This is a genomic window from Vreelandella jeotgali Hwa (genome assembly GCF_000334215.1).
Lineage (GTDB): Bacteria > Pseudomonadota > Gammaproteobacteria > Pseudomonadales > Halomonadaceae > Vreelandella > Vreelandella jeotgali.
The window spans coordinates 67,173-81,799 of sequence record NZ_AMQY01000003.1; the positions used below are offsets into that span (position 1 = coordinate 67,173).

At 61.9% G+C, this 14,627-nt stretch carries 15 protein-coding genes; 1 reads left to right on the forward strand and 14 read right to left on the reverse strand.

Going from position 1 to position 14,627, the window contains the following annotated elements; translation table 11 throughout:
• Positions 1–17: 17 nt before the first annotated feature.
• The 3 genes from glmU to C793_RS0101320 form a co-directional block, all read right to left on the reverse strand.
• On the reverse strand, positions 18–1,385 hold the full coding sequence (glmU, locus tag C793_RS0101310; RefSeq protein ID WP_017429139.1) for a bifunctional UDP-N-acetylglucosamine diphosphorylase/glucosamine-1-phosphate N-acetyltransferase GlmU: 1,368 nt from the start codon (positions 1,383–1,385) through the stop codon (positions 18–20).
• A complete protein-coding gene (locus tag C793_RS0101315) occupies positions 1,375–2,490 on the reverse strand; it encodes an FAD:protein FMN transferase (protein WP_017429140.1) in 1,116 nt (371 codons plus the stop codon). The genes glmU and C793_RS0101315 overlap by 11 nt, the downstream gene beginning before the upstream one ends.
• Before the next feature lie 66 nt (positions 2,491–2,556).
• Positions 2,557–3,357 (reverse strand): undecaprenyl-diphosphate phosphatase, encoded by an 801-nt coding sequence (locus C793_RS0101320; protein ID WP_017429141.1) that lies wholly within the window; start codon positions 3,355–3,357, stop codon positions 2,557–2,559.
• A 211-nt stretch (positions 3,358–3,568) separates the two neighbouring features.
• Between C793_RS0101320 and C793_RS0101325 the strand changes: the two genes are divergently transcribed.
• A complete protein-coding gene (locus C793_RS0101325; protein WP_017429142.1) occupies positions 3,569–4,750 on the forward strand; it encodes a cation diffusion facilitator family transporter in 1,182 nt (393 codons plus the stop codon).
• Positions 4,751–4,764: 14 nt separating this feature from the next.
• Here C793_RS0101325 and mgtE read toward each other — a convergent pair whose 3' ends face one another.
• The 11 genes from mgtE to C793_RS0101380 form a co-directional block, all read right to left on the reverse strand.
• Positions 4,765–6,174: a magnesium transporter gene (gene mgtE / locus C793_RS0101330; protein WP_017429143.1), complete on the reverse strand. Its 1,410-nt coding sequence runs from the start codon at positions 6,172–6,174 to the stop codon at positions 4,765–4,767.
• Between the two features lie 248 nt (positions 6,175–6,422).
• Positions 6,423–6,845, reverse strand: coding sequence for a F0F1 ATP synthase subunit epsilon (locus tag C793_RS0101335; RefSeq protein ID WP_017429144.1), 423 nt, complete (start codon positions 6,843–6,845; stop codon positions 6,423–6,425).
• Between the two features lie 24 nt (positions 6,846–6,869).
• Entirely contained in the window at positions 6,870–8,249 is a 1,380-nt protein-coding gene (gene atpD / locus C793_RS0101340; RefSeq protein ID WP_017429145.1) for a F0F1 ATP synthase subunit beta, read from the reverse strand.
• A gap of 64 nt (positions 8,250–8,313) precedes the next feature.
• Positions 8,314–9,198: a F0F1 ATP synthase subunit gamma gene (atpG, locus tag C793_RS0101345; RefSeq protein WP_017429146.1), complete on the reverse strand. Its 885-nt coding sequence runs from the start codon at positions 9,196–9,198 to the stop codon at positions 8,314–8,316.
• Between the two features lie 70 nt (positions 9,199–9,268).
• Positions 9,269–10,813, reverse strand: coding sequence for a F0F1 ATP synthase subunit alpha (gene atpA / locus C793_RS0101350; RefSeq protein WP_017429147.1), 1,545 nt, complete (start codon positions 10,811–10,813; stop codon positions 9,269–9,271).
• A 16-nt stretch (positions 10,814–10,829) separates the two neighbouring features.
• Positions 10,830–11,381 (reverse strand): F0F1 ATP synthase subunit delta, encoded by a 552-nt coding sequence (locus C793_RS0101355; protein WP_017429148.1) that lies wholly within the window; start codon positions 11,379–11,381, stop codon positions 10,830–10,832.
• Positions 11,382–11,395: 14 nt separating this feature from the next.
• Positions 11,396–11,866, reverse strand: coding sequence for a F0F1 ATP synthase subunit B (locus tag C793_RS0101360; protein ID WP_017429149.1), 471 nt, complete (start codon positions 11,864–11,866; stop codon positions 11,396–11,398).
• A 76-nt stretch (positions 11,867–11,942) separates the two neighbouring features.
• The gene (gene atpE, locus C793_RS0101365; RefSeq protein WP_017429150.1) at positions 11,943–12,170 is read right to left on the reverse strand and encodes a F0F1 ATP synthase subunit C; all 228 of its coding nucleotides are present in this window, start codon (positions 12,168–12,170) and stop codon (positions 11,943–11,945) included.
• A gap of 51 nt (positions 12,171–12,221) precedes the next feature.
• A complete protein-coding gene (gene atpB, locus C793_RS0101370) occupies positions 12,222–13,049 on the reverse strand; it encodes a F0F1 ATP synthase subunit A (protein WP_017429151.1) in 828 nt (275 codons plus the stop codon).
• A 4-nt stretch (positions 13,050–13,053) separates the two neighbouring features.
• Positions 13,054–13,461: an ATP synthase subunit I gene (locus C793_RS0101375; RefSeq protein WP_017429152.1), complete on the reverse strand. Its 408-nt coding sequence runs from the start codon at positions 13,459–13,461 to the stop codon at positions 13,054–13,056.
• A 199-nt stretch (positions 13,462–13,660) separates the two neighbouring features.
• Positions 13,661–14,593, reverse strand: a complete 933-nt coding sequence (locus tag C793_RS0101380; protein ID WP_017429153.1) for a ParB/RepB/Spo0J family partition protein — start codon at positions 14,591–14,593, stop codon at positions 13,661–13,663.
• Positions 14,594–14,627: the final 34 nt, after the last annotated feature.

The following is a 14,627-nucleotide window of genomic DNA, read 5'->3' on the forward strand; positions in this document are numbered from 1 at the left end:
GCGGTTGAATCGCTGTCTCAATCGCGTTTTTGCGGACGCGGCCAGTCGGCCTTTTCTCGCTGGGGCGCTCGCGTCAGGCCCAGCGCATGGTCGGACACGTCCCGGGCGATGGTTGAGCCGGCGCCCACGGTCGCGCCCTGGCCGACGCTGACCGGGGCTACCAACGAAGTATTGGAACCGATAAAGGCGTGATCATCGATCCGCGTGCGGTGCTTGTTGACCCCGTCGTAATTACAGGTAATCGTCCCCGCGCCGATGTTTACCCCGCTTCCCAGAGCGGCGTCGCCAATGTAGCTCAAATGATTGATCTTGCTACCTTCCCCCACGTCGGCGTTTTTGGTTTCGACGAAGTTGCCCACTTTGGCGGCCACCGCCAGCCGAGTCCCCGGGCGCAATCGGGCGTAGGGGCCGATGGCGTTACGCCCGGCGGCCACGCAGTGTTCCAGCACGCTGTGGCTTGCCACCACGCTGTCGGCTCCCAGGGTGGCGTCTCGGATCACGCAGTAGGGGCCTACCTGTACGCCTTCGCCAAGACTGACGTCGCCTTCAAACACGCAGCCCACGTCGATAAACACGTCGTGACCACAGCTGAGAGTGCCGCGCACGTCGACTCTTGAAGGATCGGCAAGGGCGACACCGTCGGCCATCAGCTGTTCGGCGTAGCCGCGCTGGCAGGCGCGCTCGAGCTCGGCCATCTGAGCGCGATTGTTCACCCCCTGGACTTCGACCCTGGTGGCCGGCTGGGCCGTGGCCACGCCGACGCCGTCGTCGGCGGCCATGGTGATCACGTCGGTGAGGTAGTATTCACCCTGGGCGTTATCGGCAGAGAGACGAGGCATCCAGCGCTTGAGCTGGGCGGCGGTCATCGCCATGATGCCGGTATTGCACTCGGTCAGCGCCAGTTCTGCGGCGCTGGCGTCCTTCTGCTCGACAATCGCCGCGGCGTTGCCGGCCGCGTCGCGCTTGATCCGCCCGTAGCCGTCGGGGTTGTCCATGGTGACGGTCAGAAGCCCCATCTGCTCCTCGTCCACGCGCTCGAGCAGCGCAGCCAGCGTATCCCGGCGAATCAGCGGTACATCACCGTAAAGCACCAGCACCTTGCCGTGACCCAGCTGTTCCAGCGTTTGCGCTACCGCATGGCCGGTGCCCTTCTGTTCGGCCTGAAAGCTGAAACGTACCGGCAGATCGGCCAGCGCCTCGCGCAGGGTATCGCCACCGTGGCCGATCACCACCTGCGTTTGCCGCGGGTTCAGGCCCGAGGCGGTATCGAGAACGTGGCGAACCATGGGTTTGCCGGCCAGCTTATGCAGCACCTTGGGCAGGCGCGAACGCATACGCGTGCCTTGACCGGCGGCAAGAACGACAATATCCAGCTCATCGTGCATCAGCATTTCCTTGTGTCTCGGCGGGGTCGTTGGCCACCCGAACGTTGTGGCCGGCCATGAAGTTATCGCCGATAAAGTCGGCAAAGGTCGGGCTGGCCAGACTTTGCCAGCCGTCGCCGTCGCGCACCAGCATCAGCACCCGGAGATCCAGCGAGCGCGCCAGCGCCATACCGTCTTCACTGCCGAGTACGGTCATCGCCGTGGCCCAGGCGTCAGCTCGGGCATTGGACGGGTGCACCACGGTCGCGGAAGCCAGCGAATGGGTAACGGGCCGACCGGTGCGCGGGTCGATAGTGTGCGAGAACCGCTGGCCGTCTTCCTCGAAATAGTTGCGGTAATCCCCCGATGTGGCCACCGACATGCCCGACAGCGGGATGATGTACTGGGCGCTGCGGCCGTTTGCCTGCGGCTTTTCGATGCCGATCCGCCACGGGGTCCTGTCGTCGGGGTCGCGATACCCGCGGGTGAGCAGATCACCGCCCAGATTGATCAGGTAGTTTTCGATACCCTGGGCGTCCAGGTAGGCGGCCACGCGGTCGGTGGCATACCCCTTGGCCACGGCGGAAAGGTCGACGAAGACATCGCGCTCACGCCGGGCTCGGCGGTTGTTGTCGTCCACTTCCAGGGCATCAAAGCCCACCTGGGCAAGACGGGTGTTCAGCTCGTCATCGTCGGGGCTTTTTTCCGGGCGCGCCTCGGGGCCGAAACTCCACAGATTGACCAGCCCGCCGATGGTCACGTCAAACGCGCCGTCGCTTTGCCGGGATATTTGCTGACTGATCGACATGACTTTGACCAGTGGCGCCGGTAACGGCTGCCATTCATCCAGCGGCGCCTGATTAAAGGCGACCAGGTTGCTGTCATCGCGGTAGGTCGACATGGTTTTGTCGACGCTCTCCAGCTCTTCCAGAAACCCCTCTTCCAGCGCAGCCTTCTCGTCCTGACCCAACGACCGGGCCAGGGTCACCTGGTAAAAGGTGCCGAACACGCTGCCCTCGAAGCGTACCGGCTCCCCGGTCGTAGCCCCGTCCTGACAGCCGGAAAGCGCTGCCAGCAGCAAAATGCTCACCCCGACGACCAGGGGTCTGACTGTTACGTAACGCATGATGATTGCCTGTATCTGAATCCGGCTTGCTCTTGAGCAGAAGAGTGACTCGGGAATGACCTGCCTTTATCCATAAAACAACCACAGTAGCCATGCGCCCAGAATCAGGCGATACACCACAAAGGGCTGCATACCCAGCCGGGTAATAAACGCCAGGAACAGGCGAATACACAGATAGGCACTGATTCCCGCCAGTGCCGTACCCCACAATAGCGTGGCCCAGTCGATGGGCGCCGTCTGGCGGCTCAGGGTCAGGATTTCCATACCGCTGGCGAGGATGATCACCGGGATCGAGAGTAGAAACGAAAACCGCGCCGCCGCTTCACGTCCCAGCCCCAGCAATAAAGCGGCGGTCATGGTAATGCCCGAGCGCGACGTGCCGGGAATCAGCGCCAGCGCCTGCGCCAAGCCGATAATCGCGATATCGCGACCGCGCACCCGGTATTCGTCCCGCTGCCCGACCTCGCCACGGTCGGCATAGCCCAGCAGGAGACCAAAGCCGATCATTGCCGCGGCGATAACCGGCGTAGTGCGCAGCTGGCCTTCGATAAGGTCGTGCAGCACAAAGCCGATGGCGCACACCGGCAGCGTCGCCAATACCAGGGCCAGCGCCAGCCGCGCTTCGGTATCGACGCCGCGCCCTCTCAGCGCGGCGAGGCTGCTTTGCAGCATGGCGATGATTTGGTGACGAAAGCAGGCCATCACCGCCAGCAGGCTACCCAGATGCAGAGCGACGTCGAAGGCCAGGCCCTGATCATTCCAGGGCGTCAGCGCGGGGATTAAAATCAGGTGCGCCGAGCTCGAGACCGGCAAGAACTCGGTGAATCCCTGCACCACGGCCAACACAACGACTTGTAGCCAATCCATTCCATTAACCTGCAAGAGTCAGTAGGCACCGAGGTGCGTTGATACCGGGGCCCGTTGATTGTATCACTGGCGCCTCAGAATACAGGTATAACGACGTACTGTCCGCCCTGGTCCGTCCTCACCGCCGGCAAAGCGGCGGCCGGTTGCGTTACAATGGCTACCGCCTCCTTTTTACCAGTGATTCAAACCAGTGATTCGGTCAAGGTGACCCATGCACCACAGCGCTGAACGGCAGGAAGAACAGATGAGCCGCGACGCCAGGCACGTCACCCATGTGGGTGCCTGGCTGGATGGCGGGCTGGGCCTGCTCAAGATGGCCACGGGATTCTGGGTGGGCTCGTCGGCGCTGATCGCCGACGGCGTCCACTCGCTTTCCGACCTGGTCACCAACGGTTTTGTGCTGGCCGCGATTCATTATGGCCATCAGGCGCCCGATCACGACCACCAGTACGGTCACGGCCGCATTGAAACCCTGACCACCCTGCTGCTAGGCAGCGTGCTGATCTTTGTCGCCGGGGGAATTGCCTGGTCGAGTCTGGAACGGCTGTTCAGCGGCCGACAGGTACCCCAACCGGGGCTCTGGGCCATACTCCTGGCCGGGCTGGCGCTGGTCGCCAAGGAATGGATTTTCCGCTATACCATGCGCGTGGCCAAGCGAGTGCGTTCCCGGCTGCTGGAAGCCAACGCCTGGCACGCCCGCAGCGATGCGCTGTCCACGGTGGTGGTATTGATTGCCATGATCGCCGCCCAGATGGGGCTGGGCTGGGTCGATGCCGCCGCGGCTACCATCGTTGGCCTGCTGGTGGGCAAAGTTGGCTGGGACCTGCTGTGGGAATCGGCCCGGGAGCTGGTCGACACTGCCCTGCCCGACGATGCCCAGCGCCAAATGCACGACGTCGCGGAAGGCGTCCCGGGCGTGGAAAGCGTCCACGACCTGCGCACACGCCGATCGGCGGGCTGGGTGATCGTCGACCTGCACGTCGTGGTCGCCCGGCGGGTAAGCGTTTCCGAAGCCCACGAAATCGGCAACGAAGTCAGCCGCCGGCTGCGCCACACCTTCCCTTCGCTCACCGATGTCACCTTCCACATCGACCCCGAAGACGACGCCGGCGAAGGCGATCCCAGCCAGCTACCCGGGCTGCCGCTGCGCCCCGAGGTCGAGGCGACTCTGGATAATCGCTGGTATGCCCACCCGGTATGGCGTACCCGGGCGGAGCTCCAGCTGCATTATCTCGGCGGTCGCGTCTCGGTTTCGCTGATTATCGGCGATCCTGTGCATCAGCCGCCGCAATGTCTGGCCAGCCAGCTCAAGGCGCTGGCCGACGATGTGACATGGCTGGGTAACGTCGAGGTGCTGTTCATTACCCGAGCGACCAGCCACGCTGCCGATTGACGGTCATCGCCCGGCTAGCCGCCGACCCCGGACAGCACCGCCGTGGCAATGCTGAAGTAGATCACCACGCCCGAGGCGTCGATCAGGGTGGTCACCAGCGGCGCCGAGGCCGTCGCCGGGTCAAGCTTGAAGCGCTCCAGCACAAACGGCAAGCACATGCCCAACAGGCTGCCGAACAGCACAATGGTGATCATGCTGGTGGCCACAATCAGCGCCACCGCATTGCCGCCCCGCATGATGCCGATAGGCGCCACGGCAATCGCCATGGTCAGTCCCAGCGAGCCGGCGACAAGCAGTTCGCGGCCGAGCATTTTGCCCCAGTCCTTGACGCCCACGTCGCCGGTGGCCATGCCGCGCACCATCAGCGTAGCGGCCTGGGCGCCGGCGTTACCCCCGCTGCCGATCAGCAGCGGTAAAAAGAACACCAGCGCGACCTGGGCGGCAATGGTGTCCTCGAAATAGGCAATGCCGGCACCGGAAAACAGGTTGGCAAACACCAGCAGTACCAGCCAGAACACCCGCTTGCGGTACAGCGTGCGCAGCGGTACCCGGCTGATGCCGTCTTCCAGCTGCCCGATCGACATCCCCTTGTGGATATCCTCGGTAGCCTCGGACTCCGCCACGTCCATGGCGTCGTCGTGGGTGACAATTCCCACCATGCGGTTCTCATCGTCGATTACCGGCAGGGCGATCAGGTCATAGCGGGCGACAATACGCGCCACTTCTTCCTGCAGCTCGTCCACCGTGGCGCTGATAACGTCGCGAATCATGAGGTCATCAACGACCGCACCGGGGCGTGCCACCATCAGCTGGCGCAGCGACATGGTGCCGATCAGACCGCCGTCGGCGGCGAGGATATACAGCTGATACACGGTTTCGGCATCGGGCGCGGTCTGGCGCACCCGCATCAGCGCCCGGGATACCGTCATGCCGCTGGCAATGGGAACATAGTCGGAGGTCATGATGGCGCCGGCACAGCCCTCCTCATAGCTGGCCAAACGCTTGAGGTCTTCGCGTTCCTTGCGCGCCATGCGCCGCAGCAGGGCTTCACGACGGTCGTCGTCCAGCAGATTGAACAGGTCGGCGCGCTCGTCCGAGCCCATTTCTTCCAGCAGCTTGAGCCCGCTCACATCGTCCAGCGCACCGATGATCATCAGCTGATGGTTGCCGGGCAGATAGCCCAGCACGTTGGCCGCACGATCATTGGCGAGCAAGCCCAGGGTGGCCATCGCCGCCTGCGGCGCATCCTCATCCTCGATCAGGCTTTCGACTATCTCGCCGATATCCGGGGAGCGGATTTCACTCAGCCGCTCGGCCAGCATTTCGCGGTCCGCCGACCCGAATCCCTGCTCAGGCGCGGCGGTGTCGTGCAGCCTGAGCAAATCCTGTTTCAACGCATCCAGCGTCTTGTCATCGAGCGCCATGGGCTATCCTCCGCGCAGCGGTTGCTATGACGACAGGGTCGTTTGCCGCAAGGACCGGTGCATCCGCATCACACGACAATGGCGCGTCGCGGCTTGTGCAGGAAGCGGTTATTACGACAAACGGGTATCGTCTGCTGTTCTGTTTCCCAATACTACCAGACAGGGAAAACACCGCTCGGACAAAAAAAGCGCCCCCTAGCTCCGTCGGAGAGCCAGAGGGCGCTATCGGGTATCTACCGCGCTATGCGCTAGCCAAGCCGATTGCGCAACTGCTGTATCGTACGCAGTTTGGCGACCGCTTCGGCCAGCTCGGCCGATGCCCGGGTGTAATCGAGCTCGGCCGATTTTTCGTTCAGCGAGTGCAGCGCTTCGCGGCGAGACTCTTCGGCGGCCTTTTCATCGAGATCGTGCGCCCGAATGGCCGAATCCGCCAGAATCGTCACAACGTCGGGCTGTACTTCCATGAAGCCACCGGAAACGAAGAAGTTTTCCTCGTCGCCGCCTTCGATCTTCACGCGTACCGGCCCCGGTTTCAGCGACGTCAGCAGCGGAGTGTGGCCCGGCAGAATACCGAGATCACCCGCCGAGCCAGCCGCAATCACCTGTTCAACGCTGCCCGAGTAAATCGATGCTTCGGCGCTGACGATGTTGCAATTCACACTATTCGCCATGGCGAACCTCCCTGGGGAACGGGCTTACTGCTGCATCTTGTTGGCTTTTTCGACGGCTTCGTCGATGGTGCCAACCATGTAGAACGCCTGCTCCGGCAGCTCGTCGTAGTCACCGTTGAGGATGCCCTGGAAGCTCGCAATGGTGTCTTTCAGCGATACGTAGGTGCCCGGCGAGCCGGTAAACACCTCGGCAACGAAGAACGGCTGCGACAGGAAGCGCTGGATCTTGCGCGCCCGGGAAACGGACAGCTTGTCTTCGTCGGACAGCTCGTCCATGCCCAGAATCGCGATGATGTCCTTGAGCTCCTTATAGCGCTGCAGCACGCCCTGCACGCCCCGGGCCACGGCATAGTGCTCGTCGCCGACCACTTCCGGTGCCAGCTGGCGGGAAGTGGAGTCCAGCGGGTCGATGGCCGGGTAGATACCCAGCTCGGCGATGGAACGCGCGAGTACCACGGTCGCATCCAGGTGCGAGAAGGTGGTTGCCGGCGAGGGGTCGGTCAGGTCATCCGCAGGCACGTAAACGGCCTGAACGGATGTGATAGAGCCTTCGCGAGTCGAGGTGATACGCTCCTGGAGAACGCCCATTTCCTCGGCCAGCGTCGGCTGGTAACCCACCGCGGACGGCATCCGGCCCAGCAGCGCCGATACCTCGGTGCCCGCCAGGGTATAGCGGTAGATGTTGTCGACGAACAGCAGCACGTCGCGGCCTTCATCGCGGAAGTTTTCCGCAATGGTCAGGCCGGTCAGCGCCACGCGCAGGCGGTTGCCCGGCGGCTCGTTCATCTGACCGTAGACCAGCGATACCTTGTCCAGCACGTTGGATTCGGTCATCTCGTGGTAGAAGTCGTTACCCTCGCGGGTACGCTCGCCCACGCCGGCAAATACGGAATAGCCGCTATGCTCGGTGGCGATGTTGCGGATCAGTTCCATCATGTTGACGGTCTTGCCCACACCGGCGCCGCCGAACAGGCCGACCTTGCCGCCCTTGGCAAAGGGGCACACCAGGTCGATGACCTTGATGCCGGTTTCCAGCAGCTCTTCCGATGCCGCCTGGTCGGCATAGCCCGGCGCCTTGCGGTGGATCGGCATGCGCTTTTCTTCGCCGATCTTGCCCTGCTCGTCGATGGGTTCGCCGAGCACGTTCATGATCCGGCCAAGCGTGGCTTCGCCCACGGGCACGGAAATTGCCGCGCCGGTGTTGGTTACATCAGTGCCGCGCTTGAGCCCTTCGGTGGTACCCATGGCGATGGTGCGTACCACGCCGTCGCCCAGCTGCTGCTGGACTTCGAGAACGGTCTCGGACTGGGAGATATCCAGCGCGTCGTAGACCTTGGGCACCGAGTCCCGCGGGAATTCTACGTCAATCACCGCGCCGATGATTTGTACGATACGTCCGCTCATCTTGGTTCCTCTTTAAAACCTGTCAATGAAACCTGTGTGCCGGGAAGCAGCGCCTCCCGAGGCGTTATACGGCAGCAGCACCGCCGACGATTTCGGAAATTTCCTGGGTAATGGCGGCCTGACGGGCCTTGTTGTAAACCATCTCCAGATCGTCGACCAGGTCGCCGGCGTTGTCGGTCGCGCTTTTCATGGCAATCATCCGCGCCGCCTGTTCACAGGCACCGTTTTCCACCACCGCCTGATATACCTGCGATTCGATAAAGCGAACCAGCAGGCTATCAAGCAACGCCTTGGCATCCGGTTCATACAGGTAGTCCCAGCTCCGGGGACGGGCGTTTTCCTGATTCGTCTCGTCATCGCCCACGTCGGTTGACAGCGGCAGAAGCTGACGCACCACCGGTTTTTGCGTCATGGTGTTAACGAATTCGTTGTGCACCACGTAGAGACGATCGAGCTGGCCTTCGTCATACGCTTCCAGCATGACCTTGACGCTACCAATCAGGTCTTCGACCCGGGGAGCTTCCCCCAGGCCGCTTTTGGCTGCCACCAGCCTGCCGCCATACTTGTTGAAAAAATGGCTGGCCTTGCCACCCAGCGCGCAGAAATCCATTTCCACGTCCTGATCGCGCCAGGCGCCGGCGTCCTTGACCGTGGCCTTGAACAGGTTGGTGTTCAAACCGCCGCACAGGCCACGATCCGAGGACACCACGATGTAGCCCACGCGCTTTACTTCATCGCGCGGCAGCGTGTAGGCGTGGCGGTACTCGGGATTGGCGTCGGCAAGGTGAGCCACCACGTTGCGGATTTCCCTGGCGTAAGGATGGCTGGCCTTCATCAAATCTTGCGCTTTACGCATTTTTGATGCAGCGACCATCTCCATGGCGCTGGTAATCTTTTGCGTATTCTTGATGCTCCCGATCTGGGAGCGTATCTCTTTGGCAGCTGCCATAGCGATCTACCTCTCGTTCGTGGCTCTCAGAAAAGCAGGCAGGCCCACCGCCACGGGTGAGCCCAATCCTTTACCAGGTCTGAGTCGCCTTGAACTGTTCGAGGACCGTCTTCAAGCCTTCCCTGGTCTCGTCGTTGTAGTCGCCGGACTGGCTGATGCTGTCCATCAGCTCTGCGTGCTCGTCGCGGGCGTAATCGTGCAGGGCGCTTTCAAAGTCCAGCACTTTATCCACCTCGACTTCTTCCAGGTGGCCCTCGTTGGCCGCATATAGCGTCAACGCCATCTGCGCCACGGACATCGGCGAATACTGCTTCTGCTTCATCAGCTCGGTAACGCGCTGGCCGTGCTCCAGCTGCTTGCGCGTGGCTTCGTCGAGATCCGAAGCAAACTGGGCAAAGGCCGCGAGCTCGCGGTACTGGGCCAGCGCCAGACGGATGCTGCCGCCGAGCTTCTTGATCACCTTGGTCTGCGCCGAGCCGCCGACACGAGATACCGACAGGCCGGCGTTGATCGCCGGGCGGATGCCCGAATTGAACAGGTCGGTCTGCAGGAAAATCTGGCCGTCGGTGATCGAGATCACGTTGGTGGGAACGAACGCGGAAACGTCGCCGCCCTGGGTCTCGATGATCGGCAGCGCGGTCAGCGAACCGGTCTTGCCCTTGACTTCGCCGTTGGTGAACTTCTCGACGTAGTCTTCGTTGACCCGTGCCGCACGCTCGAGCAGACGCGAGTGGAGATAGAAGACGTCGCCCGGGAAGGCTTCACGGCCCGGCGGACGGCGCAGCAGCAGCGATACCTGGCGGTAGGCCACGGCCTGCTTGGACAGGTCGTCGTAGGTAATCAGCGCGTCTTCGCCGCGGTCGCGGAAGTACTCGCCCATGGTGCAACCCGCGTAGGCCGCGAGGAACTGCATGGGCGCCGGGTCGGCAGCGCCGGCACAGACGATGATGGTGTGGTCCATCGCGCCGTGCTCTTCGAGCTTGCGCACCATGTTGGCAACGGTGGACTGCTTCTGGCCGATGGCCACGTAAACGCAGGTCACACCCTTGCCTTTCTGGTTGATGATGGCGTCGATGGCGATGGCCGATTTACCGATCTGGCGGTCGCCGATGATCAGCTCACGCTGGCCGCGGCCGATCGGCACCATGGCGTCGATGGCCTTGAAACCGGTCTGGATCGGCTGGTCGACGCCTTCGCGGGTGATAACGCCCGGCGCTACCTTTTCGACCGCGTCGGTTTCCTTGGCGTCGATGTCGCCCTTGCCGTCGATGGGGTTGCCCAGGGCGTCGACCACGCGGCCGATCAGCTCGGGGCCTACCGGCACTTCCAGAATGCGGCCGGTGCACTCGGCGACCATGCCTTCTTCCAGCTGCAGGTAGTCGCCCAGCACGACTGCACCGACGGAGTCGCGCTCGAGGTTGAGCACCATGCCGTAAATGCTGCCGGGAAATTCAATCATTTCACCAAACATCGCGTCTTCGAGGCCGTGAACTTTCACGATGCCGTCGGAGACGCTGACGATGGTACCCTGATTACGGGCTTCGGATGCGACGTCAAGCTTCTCGATACGCTGCTTGATGATGTCGCTGATCTCGGAAGGATTCAGTTGCTGCATGCCATGTCCCTCAAACTCAAGTGGTCAACGCTTCGGAAAGACGGTTCAATCGACCGCGCACCGAGCCATCGATAACGGTGTCGCCGGCGCGCAGAATAGCGCCGCCGATCAGCGATTCATCCACCTGAGTGGTAATGGAGATTTCGCGATTCAGACGTTTTTTAAGCGCGTTCAGCAGCGTCGTTTGCTGCTTGTCATCGAGCTTAAAGGCTGACGTCACGTTTACGTCGATACGCTGCTCGTGCCCTGCACGCAGCCGCTCGAACTGGGCGGCAATGGCGTCCAGCGCGCCCAGACGATGCTCGGCTGCCAGGTTGGCCAGAAAGCGTTCAAAGGCCTTGCCGGCGGCCTTGGCCAATTTGCCATCGGCCAGAATACCGGTCAGCAAGGCGACTTTCTGCTCATTAACCAGCCGGGGACTGCTCAGCAGGCTACTTGCATCTGCATCGCGTGTTGTCTGTCCCAGCAGGGTCAGGGCATTTGACCAGGCTTCGAGCACATCATTATCGCGCGCATAGTCAAACGCTGCCTGGGCGTAAGGACGAGCGACGGTAAGTTGTTCCGCCATGATTTACCTCCTCCTTACAGTTCAGCAGCCAGATTATCCAGCAGCTTGCGATGCGCTTTTTCGTCGACGGCGCTTTCCAGTACGCGCTCGGCGCCGAGTACGGCCAGATCGGCAACCTGACTACGCAGCTCTTCGCGGGCACGCTGCATGTCCTGATCGATAGCGGCGCGGGCGCCGTCGATCATGCGTTCGCCTTCGGCGCGGGCTTCCTCGCGTGCGTCTTCGATAATCTGGGCAGAGCGGTTATTCGCCTGCTCGAGAATCTCGGACGCCTGCTCCTTGCTTTCGCGCAGCGTCTGGTTGGCCTGTTCCTGCGCCACTTCGAGGTCACGCGATGCACGGCTTGCGGCGTCCAGACCATCAGCAATTCTTTTCTGCCGCTCATGGAGCGCATTGCTGATCGGCGGCCACACATACTTTATGCAAAACCAGACAAAGATCGCGAAGGCGATCGTCTGCCCGATTAGCGTCATGTTGATATTCACAGGGATGTACCTCTGACAAGTTCGTGGCGACCGGGATGAAACAAAACCGAGCGGCTAGCGCTCGGCTGAGCTCGTTTTAACCGGCAACAACGAAGATGAGGTACATCGCGATGCCCACGCCGATCATCGGTACGGCGTCAAGCAGACCCGCCATCAGGAAGGTTTTCACCTGCAGCTCATCGCCCATTTCCGGCTGACGTGCGGTCGATTCGATCAGCTTGCCACCCAGGATGGCAAAGCCGATGCCGGTGCCCAAAGCGCCCAGGCCGATCATGAGGGAAGCGGCAACGTAGATGAGTTCCATGGTAGTGCTCCTAGAGGTTAGGTCAGGTTATGGGTGAAAAGTGTTGCTGGGTTAGTGGCGTTCGTGTGCAGCGTTCAGGTACACAACGGACAGCACGGTAAAGATGAAGGCCTGCAGAGTGACGATCAGGATGTGGAAGATCGCCCAGGGCACATCCAACAGCCAGATTGCCCAGAACGGCAGCAGAGCAATCAGGATGAAGATGACTTCGCCGGCAAACATGTTGCCGAACAGACGCATGGCGAGGCTGAACGGCTGCACCAGCAGCGCGACAACCTCGAGCAGCAGATTGAACGGGATCAGCGCCCAGTGGTTAAACGGTTTTAGCGAAAGTTCCCGGGCAAAGCCGCCGGCCCCCTTGATCTTGAAGTTGTAGTAAAGCACCAGGATAAACACGCCCAGCGCCATGCCGAAGGTGGCGTTGATATCGGTGGTGGGGACGATCTTCATCTGATCGATACCGATCTCCGCGAACACGCCCGGGAAGTAGTCCACCGGAATGATTTTCAGCGTGTTCATCATCAGGATCCAGACGAACAGCGTCAGCGCCAGCGGCCCGATAATGGGGTTGGTGTGGTGGAAAGTGGAACGGGTGAGGTTTTCCACGAATTCGAAGATCACCTCGATCATGCTTTGCAGCACGCCGGGCACGCCGGTAGTCGCCGCGTTACCCACCTTGCGGAACAGCCAGATAAACAGAAACCCCATGCCCAGGGACCAGCCCATGGTGTCCAGGTGGATGGCCCAGAACCCCATATCGCTTGCCTGCTCGGCAGTTTGCGCAAGCGACCAGCCGTTTTCCGGATGGAGGCCGAACGTCAGGTTCTGCAAGTGATGCTGAATATACTCAGCCGGGGCGACTTCGTTTCCTGCTGCCATGGCGCTAGTTACCTCGATAAGTTGAGCGATGCCGCCGCAAAAGCCAGGGGCCCAGCCAATGCGTGAGAACAACCGCTACGTAAGCACTAAAGAAGAAAGCGGGGTTTGAGGGGGGCGCTAGCACGAACGTCAGAGTAAAAAGTGCCACCGTCAAACCAAACTTGCCCATTTCAGCGCGCAGCAAGCGCTTGGCGCCCTGCAGCGCGCCCAGGCGCGGATTCAGAATACCCGCCCGCAACACAAACAGCGCCTGCGGAATAAGGGCAACGAGCGCACCCTTCAGCGCGGAAAGCACCCCGATGCTGCCCCCCGCGGCAAACCCTGCCAGCAGGCAGACAAAAGTAACGCTTACCTGCGCGGCAGCGAGCCGGTAGACATAGCCCCGGCGGCGCTTGAAACGGTTTCGTTGCATAGTCCTTCAGGCCACTTTCAAGGGCATGCGTCTCCAGGGCGCAAGCGCTTGAGATCACAGCCTGCAAAATCATGCGCGATTATAGGGAAGCGCTATCCCTCCTTCAACCAAGCTGCGCGTTTTTTCGACGTTATCGCAGTTTTTACGACCAAAGCGGAAGAGTTAGGGGGCGTTGCCCGCGAGATATTTAATAAGCCTGCTATTTGATGTGCCCCAGAATCCCGTCGAGCTCTTCCAGGCTGGAATAGCGAATGGTCAGCGCGCCCCTGCCCTTTTTTCCCTGCCGGATCGATACCGGCGCGCCGAGCCGCTCGCTGAGCGTTGTCTCCAACCGCGCCACGTCCGGCGAAGCCGGCTGTGACGCCGGCGACTTTTGAGGCGCGGCTGCCTGATCGATGACGCTTTTCACCAGCGCTTCGGTGGCGCGCACGGTCAGGTCGCGATTGACCACGTCCCGGGCGACGCTTACCTGCTGACCGCCTGATAACGCCAGCAGCGCCCGGGCATGGCCCATGTCCAGGTCGCCGCGCTCCAGCAGCGTTTGCACTTCTTTTTCCAGCGTCAGCAAACGCAGCAGGTTGGCGACCTGGGTGCGTGACTTGCCCACGGTGTCGGCGATTTGTTGCTGCCTGAGGTCGAACTCATCACCCAGGCGCTTGAGCGCCAGCGCCTCTTCCACGGCGTTGAGGTTTTCGCGCTGGATGTTTTCGATCAGCGCCAGCGCCAGCGCCGCATCGTCGTCAACGTCGCGGACGATCGCGGGAATCACGTCGAGCTCGGCGAGCTGGGCGGCGCGGAAACGGCGCTCGCCGGCAATAATTTCGTAGCGCTGCCGGTCTACCGCGCGCACCACAATGGGCTGCATGATGCCCTGAGCGCGGATGGAATCGGCAAGTTCCTCCAGGGCCTCGGGAGGAAAATCGCGCCTTGGCTGATACTTGCCCCGGGCCAGCTGCCAGAGCGGCAGTCGCTCCAGGCGTTCGGTTTCTGCACCGGGGGCGGCAGCCGACGGCGCCTGATCGTCAGCGGGAACACTGGCGGCGTCTGCCGCCACCTGGCCGTCATCCCCGGGGCCGGCCCCCGTCCCGATCAGGGCATCCAGCCCGCGCCCCAGCGCGCGTTTACGCGTCATGGCTTTTCCTCATCATCAACCGAAGGTTCAACAA

Coding starts and splice junctions, on each gene's coding strand:
- C793_RS0101375 (WP_017429152.1), bottom strand. CDS start 13,461: ATGCAACGAAACCGTTTCAAGCGCCGCCGGGGCTATGTCTACCGGCTC.
- glmU (WP_017429139.1), bottom strand. CDS start 1,385: ATGCACGATGAGCTGGATATTGTCGTTCTTGCCGCCGGTCAAGGCACG.
- C793_RS0101320 (WP_017429141.1), bottom strand. CDS start 3,357: ATGGATTGGCTACAAGTCGTTGTGTTGGCCGTGGTGCAGGGATTCACC.
- atpD (WP_017429145.1), bottom strand. CDS start 8,249: ATGAGCGGACGTATCGTACAAATCATCGGCGCGGTGATTGACGTAGAA.
- C793_RS0101335 (WP_017429144.1), bottom strand. CDS start 6,845: ATGGCGAATAGTGTGAATTGCAACATCGTCAGCGCCGAAGCATCGATT.
- atpA (WP_017429147.1), bottom strand. CDS start 10,813: ATGCAGCAACTGAATCCTTCCGAGATCAGCGACATCATCAAGCAGCGT.
- atpE (WP_017429150.1), bottom strand. CDS start 12,170: ATGGAACTCATCTACGTTGCCGCTTCCCTCATGATCGGCCTGGGCGCT.
- C793_RS0101380 (WP_017429153.1), bottom strand. CDS start 14,593: ATGACGCGTAAACGCGCGCTGGGGCGCGGGCTGGATGCCCTGATCGGG.
- atpG (WP_017429146.1), bottom strand. CDS start 9,198: ATGGCAGCTGCCAAAGAGATACGCTCCCAGATCGGGAGCATCAAGAAT.
- C793_RS0101325 (WP_017429142.1), top strand. CDS start 3,569: ATGCACCACAGCGCTGAACGGCAGGAAGAACAGATGAGCCGCGACGCC.
- C793_RS0101355 (WP_017429148.1), bottom strand. CDS start 11,381: ATGGCGGAACAACTTACCGTCGCTCGTCCTTACGCCCAGGCAGCGTTT.
- atpB (WP_017429151.1), bottom strand. CDS start 13,049: ATGGCAGCAGGAAACGAAGTCGCCCCGGCTGAGTATATTCAGCATCAC.
- mgtE (WP_017429143.1), bottom strand. CDS start 6,174: ATGGCGCTCGATGACAAGACGCTGGATGCGTTGAAACAGGATTTGCTC.
- C793_RS0101315 (WP_017429140.1), bottom strand. CDS start 2,490: ATGCGTTACGTAACAGTCAGACCCCTGGTCGTCGGGGTGAGCATTTTG.